The sequence below is a fragment of the Vibrio sp. PBL-C16 genome (assembly GCF_034321865.1).
Taxonomy (GTDB): domain Bacteria; phylum Pseudomonadota; class Gammaproteobacteria; order Enterobacterales; family Vibrionaceae; genus Vibrio; species Vibrio alginolyticus.
In genome coordinates, this window is the sequence record NZ_JAXLNY010000002.1 from 800,628 (window position 1) to 823,353 (window position 22,726).

General features: G+C 44.4%; 19 protein-coding genes. 9 read left to right on the forward strand and 10 right to left on the reverse strand.

All coding sequences use genetic code 11. The features are described from left to right. Positions 1 to 153 precede the first annotated feature (153 nt). Positions 154 to 927 (forward strand): VacJ family lipoprotein, encoded by a 774-nt coding sequence (locus tag UQW94_RS12020; RefSeq protein ID WP_005380523.1) that lies wholly within the window; start codon positions 154 to 156, stop codon positions 925 to 927. 54 nt (positions 928 to 981) lie between these two features. Here the strand turns inward: UQW94_RS12020 and UQW94_RS12025 are convergent. The 5 genes from UQW94_RS12025 to UQW94_RS12045 form a co-directional block, all read right to left on the reverse strand. Further along, a protein-coding gene (locus tag UQW94_RS12025) for an IS3 family transposase (RefSeq protein WP_172563519.1) occupies positions 982 to 2,186 on the reverse strand; the annotation gives its coding sequence in 2 pieces (ribosomal slippage) (positions 982 to 1,835 and positions 1,835 to 2,186; 1,206 coding nt in all). A gap of 109 nt (positions 2,187 to 2,295) precedes the next feature. Continuing rightward, entirely contained in the window at positions 2,296 to 3,612 is a 1,317-nt protein-coding gene (locus UQW94_RS12030; protein ID WP_005380525.1) for an outer membrane protein transport protein, read from the reverse strand. Positions 3,613 to 3,921: 309 nt separating this feature from the next. Then, complete coding sequence (locus UQW94_RS12035; RefSeq protein WP_149192451.1) at positions 3,922 to 5,199, reverse strand: outer membrane protein transport protein; 1,278 nt, start codon at positions 5,197 to 5,199, stop codon at positions 3,922 to 3,924. Positions 5,200 to 5,496: 297 nt separating this feature from the next. Continuing rightward, the gene (locus tag UQW94_RS12040; RefSeq protein ID WP_025767180.1) at positions 5,497 to 6,228 is read right to left on the reverse strand and encodes a DUF3379 domain-containing protein; all 732 of its coding nucleotides are present in this window, start codon (positions 6,226 to 6,228) and stop codon (positions 5,497 to 5,499) included. Further along, positions 6,221 to 6,796, reverse strand: coding sequence for a sigma-70 family RNA polymerase sigma factor (locus UQW94_RS12045; RefSeq protein WP_033907378.1), 576 nt, complete (start codon positions 6,794 to 6,796; stop codon positions 6,221 to 6,223). The genes UQW94_RS12040 and UQW94_RS12045 overlap by 8 nt, the downstream gene beginning before the upstream one ends. Before the next feature lie 720 nt (positions 6,797 to 7,516). On the opposite strand from UQW94_RS12045, the gene fadI reads away from it, so the two are divergent. Beyond that, positions 7,517 to 8,824: an acetyl-CoA C-acyltransferase FadI gene (fadI, locus tag UQW94_RS12050; protein WP_005384447.1), complete on the forward strand. Its 1,308-nt coding sequence runs from the start codon at positions 7,517 to 7,519 to the stop codon at positions 8,822 to 8,824. Continuing rightward, a complete protein-coding gene (gene fadJ / locus UQW94_RS12055; protein ID WP_322142246.1) occupies positions 8,824 to 10,935 on the forward strand; it encodes a fatty acid oxidation complex subunit alpha FadJ in 2,112 nt (703 codons plus the stop codon). The genes fadI and fadJ overlap by 1 nt, the downstream gene beginning before the upstream one ends. A gap of 62 nt (positions 10,936 to 10,997) precedes the next feature. On the opposite strand, the gene UQW94_RS12060 is transcribed toward fadJ, so the two are convergent. Beyond that, positions 10,998 to 11,252, reverse strand: a complete 255-nt coding sequence (locus UQW94_RS12060) for a hypothetical protein (RefSeq protein ID WP_005384444.1) — start codon at positions 11,250 to 11,252, stop codon at positions 10,998 to 11,000. Positions 11,253 to 11,419: 167 nt separating this feature from the next. After that, on the reverse strand, positions 11,420 to 14,197 hold the full coding sequence (locus UQW94_RS12065; protein WP_054577614.1) for an insulinase family protein: 2,778 nt from the start codon (positions 14,195 to 14,197) through the stop codon (positions 11,420 to 11,422). 375 nt (positions 14,198 to 14,572) lie between these two features. On the opposite strand from UQW94_RS12065, the gene sixA reads away from it, so the two are divergent. Then, complete coding sequence (gene sixA, locus UQW94_RS12070; protein WP_005380537.1) at positions 14,573 to 15,037, forward strand: phosphohistidine phosphatase SixA; 465 nt, start codon at positions 14,573 to 14,575, stop codon at positions 15,035 to 15,037. Positions 15,038 to 15,133: 96 nt separating this feature from the next. On the opposite strand, the gene smrB is transcribed toward sixA, so the two are convergent. Continuing rightward, positions 15,134 to 15,664: an endonuclease SmrB gene (gene smrB / locus UQW94_RS12075; RefSeq protein WP_005380539.1), complete on the reverse strand. Its 531-nt coding sequence runs from the start codon at positions 15,662 to 15,664 to the stop codon at positions 15,134 to 15,136. Between the two features lie 62 nt (positions 15,665 to 15,726). On the opposite strand from smrB, the gene prmB reads away from it, so the two are divergent. Continuing rightward, positions 15,727 to 16,659, forward strand: a complete 933-nt coding sequence (prmB, locus tag UQW94_RS12080) for a 50S ribosomal protein L3 N(5)-glutamine methyltransferase (protein WP_322142247.1) — start codon at positions 15,727 to 15,729, stop codon at positions 16,657 to 16,659. A gap of 180 nt (positions 16,660 to 16,839) precedes the next feature. Then, positions 16,840 to 17,925 (forward strand): chorismate synthase, encoded by a 1,086-nt coding sequence (aroC, locus tag UQW94_RS12085; protein WP_213901793.1) that lies wholly within the window; start codon positions 16,840 to 16,842, stop codon positions 17,923 to 17,925. Between the two features lie 223 nt (positions 17,926 to 18,148). Here aroC and UQW94_RS12090 read toward each other — a convergent pair whose 3' ends face one another. Continuing rightward, complete coding sequence (locus UQW94_RS12090; RefSeq protein WP_005380544.1) at positions 18,149 to 18,772, reverse strand: trimeric intracellular cation channel family protein; 624 nt, start codon at positions 18,770 to 18,772, stop codon at positions 18,149 to 18,151. Positions 18,773 to 19,104: 332 nt separating this feature from the next. Here UQW94_RS12090 and UQW94_RS12095 point away from each other — a divergent pair, with 332 nt between their 5' ends. From UQW94_RS12095 to UQW94_RS12105, 3 genes are all read left to right on the forward strand, one after another. Further along, positions 19,105 to 19,635 (forward strand): elongation factor P hydroxylase, encoded by a 531-nt coding sequence (locus UQW94_RS12095; protein ID WP_005380546.1) that lies wholly within the window; start codon positions 19,105 to 19,107, stop codon positions 19,633 to 19,635. A gap of 25 nt (positions 19,636 to 19,660) precedes the next feature. Then, a complete protein-coding gene (locus tag UQW94_RS12100; RefSeq protein WP_033907374.1) occupies positions 19,661 to 19,924 on the forward strand; it encodes a YfcL family protein in 264 nt (87 codons plus the stop codon). A 146-nt stretch (positions 19,925 to 20,070) separates the two neighbouring features. Continuing rightward, complete coding sequence (locus UQW94_RS12105) at positions 20,071 to 20,595, forward strand: NADPH-dependent FMN reductase (RefSeq protein WP_005380552.1); 525 nt, start codon at positions 20,071 to 20,073, stop codon at positions 20,593 to 20,595. 76 nt (positions 20,596 to 20,671) lie between these two features. Here the strand turns inward: UQW94_RS12105 and mnmC are convergent, their stop codons facing one another. Further along, positions 20,672 to 22,690 carry a bifunctional tRNA (5-methylaminomethyl-2-thiouridine)(34)-methyltransferase MnmD/FAD-dependent 5-carboxymethylaminomethyl-2-thiouridine(34) oxidoreductase MnmC gene (mnmC, locus tag UQW94_RS12110; RefSeq protein ID WP_053306684.1) on the reverse strand — a complete coding sequence of 673 codons (2,019 nt, stop codon included), beginning with the start codon at positions 22,688 to 22,690 and terminating at the stop codon, positions 20,672 to 20,674. Positions 22,691 to 22,726: the final 36 nt, after the last annotated feature.

Genomic DNA, 22,726 nt, shown 5'->3' on the forward strand with positions numbered 1-22,726 from the left:
TCTAAACGATCGAGTAGAATACCGAAGGCCAGCGATTGCTGGCCTTTATTTATTCCCATATCTGAGTCATCTTTACTATGTATCCTGCTCAACATACGTACAATGGTTAATCGGGGTGACTTAGGTACATTAATAGTCGTTATGGAAAATAAAATGTATAACAAGGGTAAATCTACCTTCTTGTTGCTGTTAGCCGTTGGACTGGTTGGCTGTTCAAGTGCGCCTGATGAAGCAGTAACAGGACAAGAAACAAATCAAACGACTTCTGATGTGTATGACCCGTTGGAAGGCTTTAACCGAACCATGTGGGAACTCAACTACGAATATTTAGATCCGTATTTGGTTCGTCCTGTATCACTTGCGTATGTAGAATACACGCCAGTTCCTATTCGTTCTGGTATCGCTAACTTCTTATCGAACTTAGATGAGCCAGCAAGCATGGTTAATAACTTAATCATGGGTAATGGTACGAAAGCCGTGGACCACTTTAACCGTTTTTGGATTAACTCGACGTTCGGTATTTTCGGTTTATTCGATATTGCAAGTGCCGCGGGTATTACGAAGTACGACGAGAAAGCGTTCAGTGATGCAGTAGGCCACTATGGTGTTGGAAATGGTCCTTACTTCATGGTTCCAGGTTATGGTCCGTATACCTTACGTGAAGTGACAGATACCGTAGATAGTACGTATTTACCCCTCTCTTATCTCAACTTCTGGGCGAGTTTGGGTAAGTGGGCGTTTGAAGGAATGGAGAAGCGTGCTTTATTAGTACCGCAAGAAGCGCAGCTAGACTCGTCGCCGGATCCATATATTCTAACTCGCGATGTTTATATCCAGCGTCAAAACTTTAAAGCAGAAGTTGAAACGGTAGAAGAAGTTAACATCGAAGAAGAAGAGTATTTAGATGAATATCTAGAAGACTTTTAAGCGTTGTTCTTCACAATAGAGTGACCCGTCCTGATATGGGTTGACACTTTTTAACTAAAACGCTCGATGTACTTCATCGGGCGTTTTGTATTTTAAAGCCGTATGAGGCCTCATTTGATTATAGATATCTACGGACTCTGCTACCATCGTCCTTGCTTCTTTCAGATCTTTCGGTTTCTTCAGCAAGAGCTCCATTTTGAGTATCCCATTTACACGCTCAGCTAAAGCATTCTGATAACAGTCATACCCGTCAGTCATTGAGCAAGTCACTCTATGTTTCTTATGGATATCTTGATATTCCTTCGAACAGTATTGTGAGCCTCTATCTGAGTGGTGTATTAGCTTTTCTTCACTCTGCCGTTGCCTGAGAGCTAAGATAAATGCCCGCTTAACTGATTGAGTTTTCATGTTGTCATCCACATAAAAACCAACAATCTTCCTTGAATAAGCGTCTGTAACCAAGCTGAGATAACTCTCTCCATTTTGAGTTGGCAAGTAAGTAATATCAGCAACCCACAGTTGTTCTGGCTTCGTTGGTGTCAGCCCATCTTTCACTTTGTTTGGGTGACAGAAAAATCGATGACGGCTGTCAGTCGTTCGGTGATAGGCTCGTCTTGCTCTCACTAACAGCCGATGCTTTCTGAGAAGTTCAAAGAGCTTATCGCGACCTATTTGAATGCCCTTTGTTGCTGCTAAGAACTTCAGTTTACGCGTGCCAATGCGTGGCTGCTTCAGCCTGACTTCACGGACAAAGCCAATGACAGTATGCTCATGATGTTCACAACGAGATTGAGTTTGGCATTGCTTATAATAAGCTTGGCGAGAGATTTGTACTAACTGACAAAACTTCGTAACGCTCAAACCTACTATGGTTTTCTCTTGGACAACGCTTCTTTGTGCTTTTTTGTCACTCTAACACCATAGTCACGTTCCATAACGTTCACGACAGCTTCAAAGAAGTCGGCTTTGAGTTGAGCATCTTCGAGCTGCTTTTCAAGCTCTTTAATACGTTGCTCTGGTGTAGGAGGTGAATTGAACTCGGTCATAGAGTCTCCTTTGGACATAAAGTTAGGTGTCCCTTTAGACCAATCTAGTCGACCATGCTTACGAAGCCAAACCAAAACCGTAGAGCAACCTTGGATGCCATACTTCTCTTGGGCTTGTTTGTAAGTGAGGCTTCCTTTTTCAACCTCATCAACTACAGTGAGTTTAAAAGCGAGGGAGTAATCGCGCTGAGTTCTTTTAGTTGTTGATTTCATAACACTCTCCAATTTTGGGGGTGGAAAGTGTCAACCTTATTTAGGACGGCACAGAGAAATGAAAAAAGGCTTAGCTGATGCTAAGCCTTTTTTGTATTTTGCAGCTTGGTTAGAAACGGTAGTTTGCTTGAACACCGATTAGCCAAACATTACCCGTAGTTTCGCCTACAAATTGGCCGCCGACTTGTTCTGCAGTGTCGTCTGACTTGTAACCACGAGACTCAACGATTGGTGCGTCTTTCGCAAAAATATAGGTGAAGCCAGCGTCTAGGCTGAAGTCTTTCGTCCAATCGTACGTTGCGCCAATACTTAGCCAAGTACGGTCAGTTTCTGGAATAGTAATCGTGCGGTTTTTGTCGCTTACCGCTGAAGTATCGTATGCAATACCAGTGCGTAGCGCTAGCTTAGGATCAAGCTGGTAAGTAGCACCAACAGCAAAGCGATAGTTGTCTTCCCAGTTTTCTACTTTAACCATATGCGTGCCAGCAGTATTTAGACGTGCTTCCAATTTCTCGAAAGAGCTCCAATCCGTCCAGTTAACGCTTGCGTGTAACGCAAGTTGGTCTGTTACTTGGTGGAAGCTTGCTAACTCAGCCGTTGCAGGCAGGTTTAGATACATGTAGCCGTTGTCGCGTTCAGAAGTACCGAAGCCAAAACCAAGACCTTCAGCATGGCCTTCAAGCTTTAGTTCAACTTCAGATTTGTACGCGAAGCCGATACGGTTATTTTCATTGATCTGCCATGCTGTACCAACTTGCCAGCCCCAAGCGGTATCGTCACCTTCCATGTATTTTAGAGCGGTACCTTGAGGAACACTGATTGGTTGATTAGTTTCAGGGTTTAACCCTACAACGTTATTCTTAGGAGCTGCTGCGCCAAAGCTGCCTTCGCCGATGATGTAACGGATACCACCACCAACGCTGATTGATTCATTGACTTTGTAAGCTGCGTTTAAGTTCGCTTCCATTGTCGTTACGCTTGCTTCGTTACCGAAGTGCGAGGCACCAAAGCCTTTACCTAAATCGGTTTCCATGCCGTAGTTGGTGCCAAATGCCAAACCAATCGCGAATTTCTCATTATATTGGTGTGATAGGTAGAAGTTTGGAATGATTGCATCATGTGCGAAGTCATCTGAAGATGCAGAAGAAGTGCTACCGTGGAAGTTTACATCACCTTCAATATCAATATTTGGGTTCACATAGATTGCACCAACGGACACTTGAGTGCCTTCCAAATAAGTTAGCATTGCTGGGTTACGCCATTGTGCACTTGCGTTGTCAGCCATTGCTGCTTCACCAGCATATGCTCGACCTAGGCCTGTTGCAGAATATTCAGCAAGTTGGAAACCTGCTGCGTTAGCCATGCCCGTTGTGCCAAGTAGGCTTAATGCCACTGCTGTTGATAGAAGAGTCTTGTTGGTTTTCATTCGAATGTTCGCTGATTTGTTTATAACGTGGGACGAAAGTTTAAAGGTAGAGTTTTTACTTTAGAAATGAAAATCCAGCATAAGCAGTCATTTGGAATATTATGCTTTCAAGTGTTGATTGGGTGGTTTAATTATCTAACTGTGAAAGGCTTGTAAACGGAATTCAGCGAACAGCTGTGCGTTCTAATTGTGAGATTTAGATACACGTGTTCACTCAAATTGAGTGGGCAATAAATCGCAGATATGAAAAAAGGCTGGAAATCCAGCCTTTTATATAAAGTATTTTTCTACTAACTAACAGCGAAGCGTTTAGAAGCTACGGCTGTATTGTAAGCCGAATAGAATAGCATCAGCGCGTGTTGTTGCTGACAAGCTCGAGATATTTTGAGGGCTTTGAGCGTCACTTGGGTTGTACATTGGGTTAGGTGTTGATTCATTTACCTCAACATCTTTACCCATTAGGTACGTAAAGCCAAAGTCGACATTTGATTTACTATCAATGTGATAAGTAAAGCCGGTAGAGAACCATTGGCGATCTGAGTCAGGAACGGAAACAGACGTTAAGTCAGCTTGGGCGCTCGTGTCGTACATGTAACCAGCACGAAGTGTCCAGTTATTACTTAGGTAATATGTACCACCAATCGAGTAGTGCCAACCATCTTGCCACTGGTACTGTTTATCGTACGATGAGCCAAGAGGAGAGCCTTTTAAGTTAGAGAATTCAATTTGATCGAAAGTTTCCCAGCCAATGTATTGGATGCTGTAGTGTACAGCAAACTTAGTGTCTTGAATTTTGTGGAAGCCAGAGAACTCGGCCATATCTGGTAAAGGTAGTGTGATTTTTTGACCTTTATCGTCTTTTGCTTCCATTTCTGGACTATGACGGTATGCAAGACCAAATCGATTGTTTTCATCTAGCTCGTACACAGTACCAACATTGAAACCTACAGCCCAACCATCAGCTTCGTCTACATCGACGAGTGTGCCTATTGCAGCATGTTCACGCTTCATTGTACCTTGGCCGTAGATTAAATCTAAACCAGCACCAAAGCTCCATTGTTCATTGAGACGGTAAGAACCTGCAAGGCCAAAGTTTACGCTCTTAACATCAGTTAAGCCGCCATATTCTTTTGCCGCAAAGCTATTGTCGAATTCTGTTTTAGTACCGAAATTAGAGTATGCGTTTACGCCCCATGCAAACTTGTCATTTACAGGAACGATTAGATGAATGTTCGGTGCAATAGAAGTATCGCCAGCGTCGTCATAGTTTGAGTCGACAGGCTTGAACAGTGTTGGTGCTACTTGGCACGTTGAACCACAATATTTCGCATCTTTCACTTCAATCATTGAAGTAATGCTTTCGAAACCTAGCGAAAGTTCCATTTTATCAAACAGAGCCATTGCTGCTGGGTTACGAGCCATTACTGCTGCATTATCTGCGATTACTGCATCACCAGCAAATGCACGGCCGATGCCAGTTGCTGATTGAGCGTTGATTTGGAAACCCGCTGCCATCGATTGACCTGAGGCAAAAGCTACCGTTACTGCTAGGAGAGTCTTTTTAAACAGACGCGTGTTCTGAGTCATTTGTTTTTCCTTATTAGATTCGTCTCTTTGGACGATAAATTGAGCTTTTGCTCAGTGGCGCAGATAGTAGTATCAATAATTGTTTGGACAAATCCGACCATTGGATAAAATTGAATAAAAATTGCAGAAATGATGTCTAAAAGACGGGAAGTTGCACTTAAAATGCATAATTTAGAGTTTAAGCTCTAAATGGTATAGCGATGGTGAATGTTTTGCGTGCTATTTATACAAAAATGCCGCTAAATAAGATCATTTAGCGGCATTTAACCTTTTGAAGGCTGGAAATCGTCGAAGTTGTTACATCGGCTTAATCATTGATGCAAGAGTCGTAGCGAGCGCATCAATATTTTCACCTTCTTCCCCGACTAAAATCAGGCTTGAACTCCCGACGGGCTGAACGATTCCGGTCATGCCATCCTTATTAAAGTCGGTACTTTGTTCGCTTGGAATACCAGTAATAAATAACGTTACTTTACCTTTTGGACCTTGGAACACCATATGCACCGCATTGGATTCACCAAAACCGCAGTGGTTTAGGTAGTAAACGTGATATGGAAAGTTTTCACTAAACTGGTAATGAAATGGCGACATTTTCGCATTAATTTGCGAGCTCGGTACATCCTCATCAAGATGACGAACAAACGGTTCTTCATGAATAACGTGTTTCATCGCGGTATCCGCTAAACTGGCTTGTGCTGGAGACACCAAAACATTTCCCCAGTTTACTTGGCCAACTAATAACCCTGCGGTGAACGCAATAGAAGCGGCAAGTGCCATTGCTTTGCGGACAAAGTTTGGTCTTACGACCTTCTCTTCATCAAGTGCACTCGACGTCTGGCTAAATAAAATCTTATCTGCGAGATCTTCGGGTACATCCACATTCATGGCTTGTTTAATTTTTACATCGAGATCCAAAACGTCATCAACAAACTTATTGTTGGCGTCGCTACCAGCTAAAGCTTGCAGAATCTCTTCATCCTTTTGTTTTGGATCCGACAAAATACGACGACGAAATTCTAAATCATCCATTCTTTTGTCCTCTCTTGGTATCTTGAGAATCCAACATCTCTTTAAGTTGATTACGAGCGCGAAATAGTCGAGTCATCACTGTGTTTTTATTTAAATCAAGAATGTCACCAATTTCTTCTCCACTGAAACCACCAACAACTTGGAGAAATAAAGGCTCACGGTATTCAACATCGAGCTTCATGATCTGTGCCTGCAGCCATTCTTGCTGATGATGTGGTTCATCGCTGACTTTAGCATCATTGCCGTAATCATCGATATCAACTAAATCAAATTGTTTACGTTCGAAGCGGCGCGCGTTTTCTCGTCTCAATATTGTTATGAGCCAAGACTTGGCAGCTTTTTCGTCCTGGAGGCTATCGAGTGACTTCCAAGCTCTAAGACAGGTTTCCTGAACTAGATCTTCCGCGACCGCTTTATCTTTGCACAACCAATATGCGTAGCGGTACAAGTCACGATGATACCCTCGGACGAGCGCTTCGTATTTTCTTTGCTTGTCCATATCAGAGTTGACCGGACTGTTGGAATTTTTCTTTCCAAACATTTTTAATATGGCCACAGGAGCCTCCATCCTCGCTCTGTGAGTTTCTTATTTGTTCTGAGCATGACTTTACTTGCTTCATCGCCTAGCGGTTTTGGTTGCAGGATTTGTCATGCAACCCCTTTGACACAATAAGCCATGTGGTTACCTAAAAGTGTATACGCAAATGTCAGATATCATCGAACACGAATTGATATATATTGTTAACAATATCATCATTAGTAATCAATGGCTTGGATAAGTTCACTCGATGGAGCATTAAAAGGGACTTCTGATGGTGGATTCTTGAATTGTTTTGAATCAATAATCGCTCTAGGTGAGCTTAAAACTCGTAAAATCACTATAAAATTGATCTATTTCAAAATATCAAGCAGTGAAGGGGTTATAGTACACCTTGTCATCTCGTTAGTCATTGCGACTAACATGTTGAGCAAGATGACACTTCCTTTTGAAGGCTGACTTTACTTTCTCCTAATCAGGAAACTGATTACTTTTCAATTGGCGTAAGTTAATTGTTTTATAGATATTCCGACCACACAGTTATGTGTGGTTTTTTTTTGCTTCGATTTTACTTTCCGTATACCTCTTACCGTTTTAACTCTCTATAGTTAACCATTAGTAATCGCATAAGAATCAAAGAAGTAGAGTAATTGAACTACTTGCTTCACGTTTATTTAAACGCACGTTTGATAAATTTAACAAATTCATTACAATGCATCAGGTCAGACCTCTTGTATTTAAGGAGAAACAATGGGCAAGCAGGAAGTAAAAACACGCAATGGTGAGCGTGTCGCTATTGTCGCGGGGCTTCGAACTCCCTTTGCTCGTCAAAGCACGGAATTTAGCCAAGTGCCAGCGGTCGATTTAGGGAAAATGGTAGTAAGCGAAATGCTTGCTCGAACAGATATTGATCCGAAGCTAATCGAACAAGTGGTATTTGGACAAGTAGTACAAATGCCTGAAGCGCCAAACATCGCACGAGAAATCGTGTTAGGCACCGGTATGAACATCCATACTGATGCTTACAGTGTGACTCGAGCGTGTGCAACGAGTTTTCAAGCGGCGGTTAATGTCGCAGAAAGCATCATGGCGGGAACCATCGATATTGGTATTGCTGGCGGTGCAGACTCTTCTTCCGTCCTGCCTATTGGCGTATCAAAGAAATTGGCCGCTAATCTGCTTGCTCTTAGTAAGACAAAAACAATGGGTCAGAAGCTTAGTATCCTCAAAAACTTGAGCTTTAAAGACCTGATGCCAGTGCCACCAGCAGTAGCAGAGTACTCTACGGGTTTATCCATGGGACAAACTGCAGAGCAAATGGCTAAAACACATGGTATTTCTCGCGCAGAACAGGATGCGCTTGCACATCGTTCTCATACGCTGGCTTCTCAAGCTTGGAAAGAAGGAAAAATCCAAGATGAAGTGATGACGGCTTTCCCTGAACCATACAAAAAGTGGATTTCGGAAGACAACAATATCCGTCATGACTCAACGGTTGAGGGATACGCGAAATTGCGACCTGCGTTTGATCGTCAGTATGGCAGTGTTACGGCTGCGAACAGTACGCCATTGACTGATGGTGGTGCGGCAGTGATGTTGATGCGAGAAGGTAAAGCGAAAGAGCTCGGAATGGAGATCCTTGGTTACATCCGAGGTTATGCATTCTCTGCTATCGGTGTGGAAAAGGACATGCTGATGGGGCCGACTTATGCCACAGCGAAAGTGCTTGAAAATACAGGCTTGGAACTGTCAGACCTGACGTTGATCGACATGCACGAAGCCTTTGCTGCTCAAGCATTGGCGAATGTGAAGATGTTTGCTTCCGATAAGTTTGCTCAAGAAAACCTTGGTCGCTCAAAAGCGATTGGTGAAATTGACATGGATAAGTTCAACGTGCTTGGCGGATCAATTGCTTATGGTCACCCATTTGCTGCGACTGGTGCGCGTATGATGACGCAAACCCTACGAGAGCTAAAACGCCGTGGCGGTGGTATTGCATTGAATACCGCATGTGCTGCTGGTGGTCTTGGTGCGGCAATGATTCTGGAGGTTGAGTAATGAGCGAGCAAAAAGCATTTAGTCTAAAGGTTGATGAGCAAAATATTGCTTGGTTAGCCATCGATGTTCCTAATGAAAAAATGAATACGCTGCAGGCGGCTTTTGCTGACGAAATGAAAGAAATTCTTGCTCAGCTAAAAGACTCCAGTGGTATTAAAGGGATGATCATCCACTCCCTAAAACCGGACAATTTTGTTGCGGGCGCAGATGTTAGAATGCTAGAAGCATGCACCACAGCAAGTGAAGCGGAAGCCTTAGCAAGGCAGGGTCAGGAGTTGTTCCAGCAGCTATCGGACTTACCGTATCCTGTCGTTGCGGCTATTCATGGCCCATGTTTGGGCGGTGGTTTAGAACTGGCTCTTGCATGTGATTATCGTGTTTGTACGGATTCTGACAAAACGCGTTTAGGTCTGCCAGAAGTACAACTTGGTTTATTGCCAGGTTCTGGTGGTACTCAGCGTCTGCCACGTTTGATTGGCCTGTTACCATCGTTGGACTTGATCCTGACGGGTAAACAACTTCGTGCGAAGAAAGCTAAAAAACTGGGCGTTGTGGACGCCTGTGTGCCTGACACCATTTTGCTCGACGTAGCAAAACAGTTTATCGACAAAGGTAAAAACAAGGGTACGAAAAAGCTATCGACGAAAGAAAAGGTGATGTCTGGTAGCGGGCTAGGGCGCAAGTTTCTATTTGAGCAAGCTGCGAAGAAAACGAATCAAAAAACCCGTGGTAACTATCCAGCAACGGTAGCAATTCTAGAAGTTATTCAACATGGCTTAGAGAAAGGCTTCGCTAAAGGCCAAGAACTTGAAGCGAAGCGCTTCGGTGAGCTTGTAATGAGCTCAGAGTCAAAAGCGCTCCGTTCGATCTTCTTTGCCACAACAGAAATGAAGAAAGAAAATGGCACGGATGCGAAACCAGCACCAGTTCATAAAGTTGGTGTGCTTGGTGGTGGTCTGATGGGCGCCGGAATCAGCCATGTGTCTGTTGCAAAAGCAAAAGTACCTGTTCGCATCAAAGACGTTAGCAACGATGGCGTTTTAAACGCGCTCAACTACAACTACAAGTTATTTGAGAAACAGCGCAAACGTCGCATTCTATCCAAGGCCGACCTGCAAGCGAAAATGCTGCAACTGTCTGGTGGTGTCGACTTTACCAGTTTTAATCATATTGATGTCGTAATTGAAGCCGTTTTTGAAGACCTAGATCTTAAGCAAAAAATGGTGGCGGACATTGAAGCGAACGCTAAGACAGAAACTATCTTTGCGACCAATACTTCTTCGTTGCCTATCCACAAAATTGCAGAAAAAGCAGAGCGTCCAGAAAACGTAGTTGGTTTGCATTACTTCAGCCCAGTAGAAAAAATGCCTTTGGTGGAAGTGATTCCGCATGAAACGACGTCAGATGAAACCGTTTCAACAGTTGTTGCACTTGCTAAGAAGCAAGGTAAAACTCCGATCGTAGTGAAAGACAAAGCGGGCTTTTACGTGAACCGCATTCTTGCGCCATACATGAACGAAGCGGCGCATATTTTGTTGGCTAACGAACCGATCGAAAAGATTGATACGGCGTTGCTTGACTTTGGTTTCCCTGTCGGCCCGATTACCTTGTTGGATGAAGTCGGTGTCGACATTGGCGCGAAAATTATGCCGATTCTGGTTAATGAGTTAGGTGACCGATTCAAAGGCCCGGATGTGTTTGATATCTTGTTAAATGATGGACGTAAAGGACGCAAGAGTGGTAAGGGTTTTTACACTTATAAGGGCAAGAAGAAAGATGTCGACAAATCAGTTTACAAACTGCTTAAGCTCGACCCTGAATCTAAGCTAAGCGATAACGATATTGCGTTGCGCTGTGTGCTGCCAATGTTGAATGAAGCGGTACGTTGTTTGGATGATGGCATCATTCGCTCGCCACGTGACGGTGATATTGGCGCGATATTTGGTATTGGTTTCCCACCGTTCTTGGGTGGTCCGTTCCGTTACATGGACCAATTTGGCATTAAAGAGCTCGTAGAGAAAATGAATGAGTTTGCATCGAAGTATGGCGATCGTTACGCGCCATGTGATGGTTTGCTTACTCGAGCTGGTGAAGGGACAACGTTCTATTAAACGTTGCTTCGGTAGAGAAAAAGGCTTGCCAGTGGCAAGCCTTTTTCATAAAGAAGAAATGGTTACTTCTTCTTGTCTTTCTTATCTTTATTGTGGCCTTTACCAGGGTTGTCGTCCCCATGAACGCTGCTATTACCTTTTTTGTCTTTATCATTCCACTGTTTTGAAGAGCAATCATCTGATTTGATGGATACATTGTCTCCGCTAAGGCGCACACAGTCGTCACTTAGTTCGAAACCATCGCCTTTGACTGAGATTTCAGCGTGAGCAGATGCCAATGGCAGTATAAGAGCCACAAGTAAAAGTGCTTTTTTCATGATTACCTCATTAAGTTATTTTTAGTGCGGTAATTAGAGCATAAGCCGCAATGGCGTAATTTCAATTTTCTGCCAATTATGGTGCCGATTCAATCTATGAGACCGACAACCTCATGGGTTTGTAGGTTCATTCTAGTAATCGACAATTTTATTTCTGCGCAACTAGATCACCCCAAGCCGCAATCTTTTGGCCGAAGTTGGAACTCTTCAATCGATCCTATTTCTTGTCCTAGATGGATGCGCGGAGCCTCCGAATGCGCTTGACCTTGAGAGTGCATGATCAAACGATTTGCAGTACGAGGTTTCAATTCGTTCACAACGAAGCGAATCATGTCTGCGCGCGTCAGCTTCTTCAACTCCGCCAGTACCTTGTCACGTTGGTTAAACTCAGTGTCTTTGTTTCCTATCGCAACCCAAAGACGTTGAGCCCGACCTCGAAGTGTGGTGTCCGGCGTTGCTATTTGGTTCCACAAGCCGCGCTTACTGCTGTGCCATTGGTAATCGTTTAACTCTAACAGCACCATATAAAAGGCATTTAAAAACTCATCGATTGAGGTAACCAGCTCGGCAGGTGCTGCATTAGGTGACTGCACATACAGTACAATACCAGGGTGACGATTTAGCGGCATATTGCCAGTGCCTACCATGTAACCTAATTGCTGCTTGGTACGGATTTCGTGGAAAAACGTTGCCGACATAAGGTGATTGGCCAATGAGTATAGCGCGATACTGCGAGGCTCAATATCCTCGCACTGGTGGTAAATAACGACCGCGGAATCTTGCTGATTACAATGCACCTCACGTTGAAAACTGCCATTTTTACCTAGCATAATGAGCGGACGAAGTGCTTCTTCATAACGTTGCTCGTTAACTCTTAGAGCATCTTTTAAAGTCGTTGCCATGTCATGGGCTTGCTGGCGTTGCCAGTCTCCGTAAACAAACATTTCAACGTGCAGTTCTGCAAGAATGGATTCTACGAATACCGAGAGTTCATCGACTTCGATTTCTTCTAGCGCTTCGACTAAGGTTGCGAAAGGCGGGTTATTGGGTTGAAGTAACCCAGTAAGTGCGTTAAACAGCTGCGAAATAGGGCGATCTTGTGAAGCATTTCTCCAGTTTCGTAACAGTTGTTGTTTGATGGTTTCAAAGCGAGCAGGGCTGAAATCTCGAGAAGCAAAACGGTGCAGAATCATTTCTAGCAACTGAGGCAGCTTTTGACTGAACCCTGAGAGGGTTAAGGTCACGCCACCTTGGTGAGCGTACATGTTGTAACCCATCCCTGCGATTTCTGCTTGATAGGTTTCTTTTGCTAGCGAATCGAGGAACATCTCTACACATAAGCGCGTTTTGACGATGTTCTTTGGTGATGCAACGGCATGAGAGCTGTCGATAGCGACATAAACGACACCTTTAGGCACGCGAAATTCGTCATCTTGCAAATGCCACAGCCGAAACCCTTCGAGATCCTCAATCAACTCTGGCAGTGAATCACCATTTTCGAGTGGCATGGGGTCGAGATCGTAGCAAATATAAGGGTTCTTTTCCGGTAAGACGAATTGCCAGCTTGGGTCGATTTGTTGATAGAAACGACGTTGGTCTTCACTAAAAGGTGTGACGGAGTACGGGGTAAAGTACCATTCGGCAGTACGGTTGTATTCCAGGCCTTTAGCAATCAAAGTGACGCGTACATTATCGATGGTTAAGTATCGCAGCAATGAACGCTGTAACTCCTCATCGTAGCCCGCCATTTTGTAGTCACCATAAACCGTGTCTTCCGGTTGATAGTGCTGCATGTTGATCACCAGATGGCTGACGAGATCCATTGGGCGCGATGGCTCTTGGAAGCGGAAAGCCGATTCTAATACCGCTTGTTTTTCGAGATAGCGCCATTCATCTAACCCGTCTTGTTTGATCATCGAGAGGTATTGAAAAACCGCTTGAACGATATCATCAACATGATCTAAGCCGTTTGGCGTCAGGGTGCAGCTTACGGTAAAGTCTCGGTAGTTACTGCCACTCGCGCCGCCGCCCGCTGAGAGAGAGGTAATCCAGCCTTTTTCTTTGAGTTGAAGCATCAAACTGCCTTCTCCTTCATAACCCAACAGGTGAGCAAAGTAGGAGAGTGGCTTCACGCTATAATGCGCATCCATTCCCGGCATGGGGAATGTGAGAATCAGTTTACGGAACTCTTTGAGCGGCTCGACTTGAACCAAAATGCCCGTGCTTTCCTCAGTGCCTATCGGTACATCAATCGATTTTCCACGAAGGTGGTGATTTGGGATGTCAGCAAACATGGTTTCTACCCAAGCTTGCTGTTCATCGAGCGACTGTGGCCCAAATAGAGTCAGTGTCATCAAATCGGCGGAATACTGAGAGTGGTGAAACTCCACAATTTCGTCGCGGATGGATTTACCATCTCGGTCGCCAAGAGTATCTAAGTTTCCGACAGAGAATTTTGAAAACGGGTGCTCTGGATTGATGACTTCTTTGTTAACTTGATACAGGCGACGAGAATCATCATTGAGTTTGAGCTTGTATTCGGAGTCGACAGCCTGGCGTTCTTTGTCTAATGCTTCTTCGTTAAACAAAGGTGCGGTAAAAAATTGGCTAAATCGATCTAAGGCACTTTCAAAGGCATTTGGAGCAATATTGAAAAAGAAACAAGTGTGCTCTGTACCAGTCCAAGCGTTGTTTGTTCCACCGTGTTGGCTAATATAGCTTTGAAACTCGCCCACTTTAGGGTATTTTTCCGTACCCAAAAAAAGCATGTGTTCTAAATAGTGTGCCAGACCTTGGCGATCGTTTGGGTCGTCGAAGTGTCCAACGTTCACTGCCAGAGCAGCTGCCGACTGTTGAGCTGTATCGGAATGAATCAGCAGTACACGCAGATCATTGCTCAAGGTAATGTAGCGGTATTGATTTGAATCGTTAGGACTTAGATGCACGATGCGTCTCCAGATTTCGCATTACAGTAATTTAGGCTCCCCTCGCGGGGGGGCGCAAAGTTTGCGTTTCGACAAATACTGCTTGCCGTATTTTTGTTATTCGTAGACTTCTGCACAGGCCCATCGCGTTTGCGTATGGGGAAGAACTGTTTGAGTGAATGCTCTGAACTCATTGCACAGTTAAATAGTGTGATGAACTGAGTACATTCTTTTAATAGATTGTTAAGAAAGTCGCTATCTTTAACAAGCGAATTGGTATAATGAACAGATAATTATATCAGTATTTTTGTTTCGTCATTGTTAAAGTTAGCCCCGTCTATCTAATAAAGATAGCAGTCAACCTTTTGGTAGCGTTAGCTATCCCTAGGAAATAACATGAAAATATTCATCATGCGTCACGGTGAAGCCGAGCATTTTGCAGATTCAGACGCAGCACGACAATTGACCCCAAGAGGCAGAGTCGAATCAGAAGCGGTTGCGAGAGCCTGTAAAGAACAGGGTTTTGCGCAATTCGATAAAGTGTTGGTGAGTCCGTACATTAGAGCTCAACAAACTTGGCAAGAGATCAGTGCGTATTTCTCTGCAAAAAGCATTGAAACTTGTGAAGATATTACACCTTATGGCCAGTCCGAGCATGTCTTCGATTTCGCAAGTGCATTAATCGAAGTCGAACAATTGGACTCGCTTTTGTTCGTATCGCATTTGCCTTTGGTCGGTTATCTGACTTCAGAGTTTGTAAAAGACATGACACCACCGATGTTTCCTACATCAGGGCTAGTGTGCATTGAATATGATTTACAAACACAAAATGGTGAAGTGCTTTGGCATATTACGCCATAAGTGTCTAAACCAAAATAAGCGTTTGCAAATTAGAGACAGAATAAGAAAGGCAGGAGATCCCTGCCTTTTCGTTTCGTCGTGTCTACAGCAAGCCTGTTACTTTTCAGGAATAGAAAGCAACACTAACAACGCACCATCACCACCAAATTCTAGTGGCGCTTGGTGAAAAGCCATAACGTCAGGATGCTGTGCTAACCAAAGTGGGGCTTTCTGTTTCAGGATGTGTTTCCCAATACCATGTTGCACACACGCACAATGAATCTCGTTTTTGATGCAATAGGCTATCATCGCACCAAGCTCGCGTTTTGCTTCTTGCTGTGTCATGCCGTGCATATCGAGGAACACGTCCGGTACATACACGCCACGACGTAGACGTTTGACTTCATAAGTGGAGACGTCGTCACGTGCATAACGAGTTGGACCTTCATCGTTTAATAGAGGGACAAACTCGTCTGAAAAGTAAAATTCAGAGTCACTCGCTTCACGGTTGGAGCGCTTGATTTCTTTTTGCTTAGTATTTTTTTTTGGTTGCTGGATTATGGTATCCTGTCGCAACTTTTTTACGCCCTGTACTGCTTCCTGAAACAAGGCGAAATCGTCATCGTTCTCGGTGTCTTTTTTGCTCATTAGGTAAACAATTTCATTAATAAACTTTATTGGCAGTATTGTAGCGCTTTTCGGAGGCAATTTTGGATAAGATTTTTGTAGAAGAAGCGGTATCGGAACTGCATACCCTTCAAGATATGATTCGTTGGACGGTAAGCCGCTTTAATGCAGCGAACCTGTTTTACGGTCATGGTACTGATAATGCGTGGGATGAAGCTGTTCAGCTTATCCTGCCAACCTTATACTTGCCGATTGATGTGCCTCCGCACGTATTGAACTCTCGCCTAACGACTAGCGAGCGTCTGCGTATTGTTGAGCGCGTAGTAAAACGCATCAACGAGCGTACGCCAACAGCATACCTAACAAACAAAGCATGGTTCTGCGGCCTTGAGTTCTTCGTTGATGAGCGTGTACTTGTGCCACGTTCTCCTATCGGCGAATTGATTCAAGCGGAATTCCAACCTTGGTTGGTGGAAGAGCCTACGCGCATCATGGACCTATGTACGGGTTCTGGTTGTATCGCGATTGCTTGTGCGCACGCTTTCCCTGAAGCAGAAGTGGATGCTATCGACATCTCTACAGATGCTCTACAAGTGGCTGAGCAAAACGTACAAGATCACGGCATGGAGCAGCAAGTATTCCCAATTCGCTCTGATTTGTTCCGTGATCTTCCAAAAGAGAAATACAATCTAATCGTGTCCAACCCACCATATGTGGATGAAGAAGACATGAACAGCCTGCCAGATGAGTTCACGCATGAGCCTGAGCTTGGGCTAGCTGCGGGTACGGATGGTCTAAAACTAGTGCGTCGTATTCTTGCTAACGCGCCAGATTATCTAACAGATAACGGCATTGTTATTTGTGAAGTCGGAAACTCAATGATTCATATGATGGAACAGTACCCAGAGATTCCATTTACTTGGATTGAGTTCGAGAACGGCGGTCATGGCGTATTTATGCTAACGCGTGACCAGCTGGTTGAGTGTGCAGAAGAGTTTAAACTGTACAAAGACTAATAGAGTCTTGCACTAAACATCAAAACACCGAGCTTTATGCTCGGTGTTTTTTTTATGCATACCTCGCCGATATTAACTCTTTACATCAAAACGTAATAAAGCCACTATGAATCCACGAAGAATTGGAAAGCAGCTATGCTCTGTTTTGAGAGAGTGTGGCGATAAAAACTTGAGGAAGTAATGGCAGGAAACAGTATCGGACAACATTTCCGAGTGACGACATTCGGGGAAAGTCACGGTATCGCACTGGGATGTATCGTAGACGGATGTCCTCCGGGGTTGGAAATTACAGAAGCAGATCTACAAATCGATCTCGACCGCCGTCGTCCAGGCACATCACGTTACACCACACAACGTCGTGAACCGGATGAAGTTAAAATTCTTTCTGGCGTTTTTGAAGGCAAAACCACGGGCACATCGATCGGTTTGCTAATTGAAAACACCGATCAGCGCTCAAAAGACTACTCTGACATCAAAGATAAGTTCAGACCGGGTCATGCTGATTACACTTACCACCAAAAATATGGCATCCGCGACTATCGCGGTGGCGGCCGTTCTTCAGCTCGTGAAACCGCAATGCGTGTGGCTGCTGGTGCAATCGCGAAGAAATACTTAAAAGATGAGTTTGGTGTTGAGATTCGTGCTTACTTGTCACAAATGGGTGATGTATCTATCGACAAGGTAGATTGGAACGAAATCGAGAACAATGCATTCTTCTGCCCTGATGCTGACAAAGTAGAAGCATTTGACCAACTTATCCGTGACCTGAAAAAAGAAGGCGACTCTATTGGCGCAAAAATCCAGGTTGTGGCAACTAACGTGCCTGTTGGTCTTGGGGAACCCGTATTTGACCGTTTGGATGCAGACATCGCGCACGCACTAATGAGCATAAACGCGGTGAAAGGCGTGGAAATCGGAGACGGTTTCGACGTGGTAAACCAAAAAGGCAGTCAGCACCGTGATACGCTTGCTCCTGAAGGTTTTGGTAGTAATCATGCGGGTGGCATTCTTGGCGGTATCTCGACTGGTCAAGACATTGTCGCTAACATTGCGCTTAAGCCAACATCAAGTATCACTGTGCCGGGTGAGACCATCACAAAAGAAGGTGAACCAACTCAGTTGATCACCAAAGGTCGTCATGACCCATGTGTGGGTATTCGTGCTGTGCCTATCGCAGAAGCGATGCTGGCAATTGTGGTGATGGATCATTTACTACGCCACCGTGGTCAAAACCATGGCGTACAAACCGAGACTCCAAAGATTTAAGAGCTTTGTGTCATTCCAGCGAGCTATAGCGAGACTAGGAATCTAATTTCAGCACGATGAAAAGAGAAAGAAACATCTCTGACAACAGAGTGCTCGGATAATAGATCCTGAATCATGCTCCTTCGTCGCTGTTCAGGATGACTGAATATAAAATTATGCCACTCACTGAATCGCGGGTGGCACAATTTTATCAGGCAACCTTTTTTGTTTAAGTAGTTTTTGCTTAATGAATCGAGCCTTCGGTTTCCAAATGGAAAGAAGGCAGACGCCACTTAAAGCGCACTGCAGCCATACGCAGCATGTAACCAGTAACCAGTGTAATGATCGTGGCAGTGACATCGGGAACATTAAATTCTAATAGCGCTAAGTACATTCCTGATGCGATAAGAGCGACAGAAGCGTAAAGCTCTTCATGCAGTACCAATGGTGTTTGGCGACAGATTAAGTCACGAAGTAGCCCACCGAATACACCAGTTACTAACGCTGAAACCATACAAATACCAGGGTGCAAGCCCATGCCCATCGCAATTTTTGTTCCGATGATACTAAACACGATTAAACCTAGTGCATCGAGGCGAATGAACAGACCTTTCAGCTTAATCACCCATTTCGCTAAACCTGTTGTTAGCACACCTGCAACACACGTAATTGCAAGGAACTCTGGGTTTTTTACCCAACCAAGAGGGTAGTGGCCTAATAGAATGTCACGTACGGTGCCACCACCAATGGCCGTTGCGCTGGCCACCAACATAACACCAAACCAGTCCATCTTTCTTCTACCAGCACTTAACGCACCTGTCATGGCTTCAGCCGTGATACCAATGATATACAACACACTTAGCAACATAGGGAAACACTCAACGTAAAAAGTCACTACGTTCTACGAGAATCAGCGTAGGCGAAGTAACAACACTTACAAACGGTTCTATCTCTCTTAAAAAGTGATTAAAACCAGCAACATGCTTGTAATCAAACGGCTTAAAAATAGCGGTTTGAACGGCATCAAAATAAGGCGAGAGTGTAGTGGTAAATAAGTACGCTGACGAATGAGAAATTGTATGGAGAAAGCGACCTTCAGATAAATTCAACTAATAACCAAAAATGTGGGGGTGCCTTTACCTCATAACTAAAAACAGCGACAATATGCAGCGCATGTCAAACTGAAGTACAAACTCGACGATGACCCACGAATACCAAGACTTAATCACCATTTTTAATGACACCTTTTTAGAACAATTTAATACGAAATTAGAGTTAGGTGGTGATGAGCCTATTTATCTTCCTGCTGATGATGAACACCCTCATCATCGGATTATTTTTGCTCGGGGTTTTTACGCCTCTGCTTTACACGAGATCTCGCATTGGTGTGTGGCTGGTCCAGAGCGTCGTTTGCTGGAAGATTTTGGTTATTGGTATGAACCTGATGGGCGAACAGCAGAAGTTCAAGCGGAGTTTGAGAAAGTTGAAGTGCGACCTCAAGCTTATGAATGGATTCTGGCACAAAGCGCTGGCTTCCCTTTTACGGTGAGTTGTGACAATCTACACGGCGATTTTGAACCAGATAGGCTCGGCTTTATGAAAAAAGTGCATAAAGAAGTGCTAGGTATTTTGGACGTTGGCTTGCCTTTGCGAGTGAAAATGCTTTCTGATGCCCTGCGCGCATTTTATCAAACTAAGCCACTGGAAGCGTCGGACTTTTGCGTTAAATAACCACTAATAACCTCAGAGATACACCATGATTATTGAATTTGAAGAAAAACTACTGGAACTGATTGATGCTCGAATTGAAACAGCATCTGACGATGAATTGTTTGCTGGTGGTTATTTACGTGGTCACATCTCTTTATCCGCGGCGTCTTGTGAAGAAGAAGGGATTAGCGATATTGCTGAGCTGAAGTCACGCATTGAGAGCAGCTTAGAAGATTCGCGTACCGAGTTAAGCCCGGCCGATCGCGTGATTGTCAGTGATTTGTGGCAAGAGCTCCAGGCTCAGGCTTAATCCCTAAGCAGCGTTCTCCCTTTATTTAATCCTAGTCATTTACTACTTCGAAAAATTCGAACCTCTCAATAAAATTTTTGTGGTTGTAGCGAAACTGTTCAACTTTTATTCTGATCAGCATAAAACGTGAACAAAGGATTACAACCATGAAAATTGTCGCATTTGGTGCATCTACCAGCTCTACCTCAATCAACAAACTACTTGCTACATACGCAGCAAATCAAGTCGAAGGCGCTCAAGTGAATGTTCTAGACTTAAACGATTATCAAGCGCCAATGTTTAGCGAGGACAAAGAGAAAGAAATAGGTCAAGCTGAAGGGGCTGTCGCGTTTTTACGTGACTTGGCGGAGGCTGACGCTCTCGTTGTTTCCTTCGCAGAGCATAACGGTTCGTACCCAGCGGCCTATAAAAACTTGTTCGATTGGGCGACGCGCATTGAGCGTAATGTATTTCAAAACAAACCTGTCGTTTATTTAGCAACTTCCCCAGGTCCCGGTGGTGCACAAAGTGTTCTTGCGGCGGCGACAGGTTCTGCTCAATTTTTTGGCGCGGATGTAAAGGCATCGTTATCTGTGCCGAGCTTCTACGAAAATTTTGACGTGGAATCGGGTAAGGTTGTAAACCCAGAAGTGGCAGAGCAAGTGAAACAGGCAGTTGCACTGCTGAAGTAATCTCAGTACGAGCAACTTATTGAGTTAGCGATTCCCGACACGTATCTGTGTCGGGAATTAAAACGAGAGAATACTCTTACAGCTCGGTAATGGCTTTGCCTTTTCTTAGTTTACGAACCCACATTCGACTTGGGTGAAGTTCGGTCAATACATCAACCGGTAATGGCAGCGGGTCCCCACAGATCTGGGAGGCCAACACTTCAGCTAATAATGGTGCAGAGCTCAGTCCACGAGATCCTAAACCTAAGAAGCAGAATAGGTTAGGGTACTGATGAATGGTTTCTACCTCTTCTGCTTTTTGATTTTGTAAGTTGGCGTATTGCGTTTTGATCGTCTCAAAGTCACCCACATTCCCGACAAATGGTAAGTGATCTCGGCTAACACAACGAATACCTTGGCGAGATTGATTATCAGTGATATCTACCTCTTTTGCCCATGTTTGATTCGGTACACATTTCACTAGCTTTTCCGCATTATCTTTTTGGGCGTTTTCATCAAATTCGTAGTCAAGGTGACTGCGGTCGTAGCTTGCACCGATACACAAGTGTTGATTACTTGGGTTAACAGGAGTCATGTAACCGTCGTAACACAACACCGTTTTCAGCTGACTCAGCGTTTCGGTTGCTGGCGCATGACTGACTTGTCCTTTCACCTGCCCCATTGGGAGGGAAGCGGTTTGACTCAATGTCTGGAACTCATGGCCGTTCGCAATCACAACCGTTGAGTGCTCAAATGTTTGACCACTCGCCGTTAGTAGCCAGAGCAGACGCTTTTCATCCCAATCTAATGCCTCAACATGGTGTTCAAACTTTGTTGAGAGTAACGACGTCTGCTCCAATTGTTTAATTAACCCACGAGTTAACTCGGCAGGGCACAGCCACCCTCCCATTGGGTAGTGCACAGATGCCATATCAATAGGTAACCCGATAGTGTTCGCAGTCTCCTCGGCGGACAGCTTGTGAATGAGCTCTGGTGTGAAGTTACCCGCAAGTATTTTCTCCAGTTTGTCTGTGGATTTGTCATCCCACATCAACTGAGTCACGCCACACCAGTCATGATCAAAATCGATCTCTTGTGCTGCTTGTTCAACAAACTGACGTGCGAACAAAAATGCAGGAGCAAACACTCGTGAAACACCCGTGTGCGGGCCATTAAGCAGTGGATAAACGGCTCCTTGTCGATTGCCTGAAGCTCCTTTGGCTGGTTGTTTGTCTTTACAGTAAAGGGTGACGTTTTGGCCACGACGAACTAACGTTTTCGCTAACGCCGCGCTAGCTATACCACCACCAATGATGGCAATCGAATCAAGATTGCTAGATGCTGAGCGATTGAACCAAGGGAGATGGTTCGACTGCTTTTCACGTTGCTCCATAGAGCCGGCGATCATTTCTCGCTTAGTGCCGAAACCTTTCACCTTTTTCATTGTAAAGCCAGCTTCGTTCAAACCACGACGTACAAAGCCTGCTGCGGTAAACGTGGCAACTGTACAATCTTGCTTGGCTAGCTTTGCCATGTTGTTGAACAGGCCTTGGTTCCACATTTCTGGGTTTTTGCTTGGCGCGAATCCATCTAAGAACCAAGCATCAATCAAACCTTGTTCGTTGTATGGGACTTGCGGCATGCAGTCTTTAATGTCACCAAACCAAAGGTCGAGTGTGATTGCGCCGTCTTCTAAAACAATGCGATGACACTCCGGCACAGCGGCAGGGTAGTGCTTTTGTAACTTTTCCGCGTATTCAGCTAGCTCAGGCCAAGCTTCATGCGCCTTCTTTAAATCGGCTTTGCTTAATGGGTATTTTTCAAAGCTAATAAAATGCAGCTCTTTCAATGTTGCGTCCGGATGCTGACGACGAAACTCACTAAACCACTGGCATACTGCTAAGAAGTTTAATCCCGTGCCAAATCCTGTTTCACCAATGACAAAACGTCTTTGGTCAAATTCCTGCCATCTTTCTGGGAGATGATTTTGTTTTAAGAAAACGTAGCGTGTCTCTTCAAGACCGTTTACGTTAGAGAAGTAAACATCATCAAATTGGTCTGAAACCGGAGTACCAGCTTCGTTCCAACCAAGTTCTGCGTTTTTTATTGAAGTCATAATGGTGCAAATTTGTGATTTGGCGCGGTAAGAATG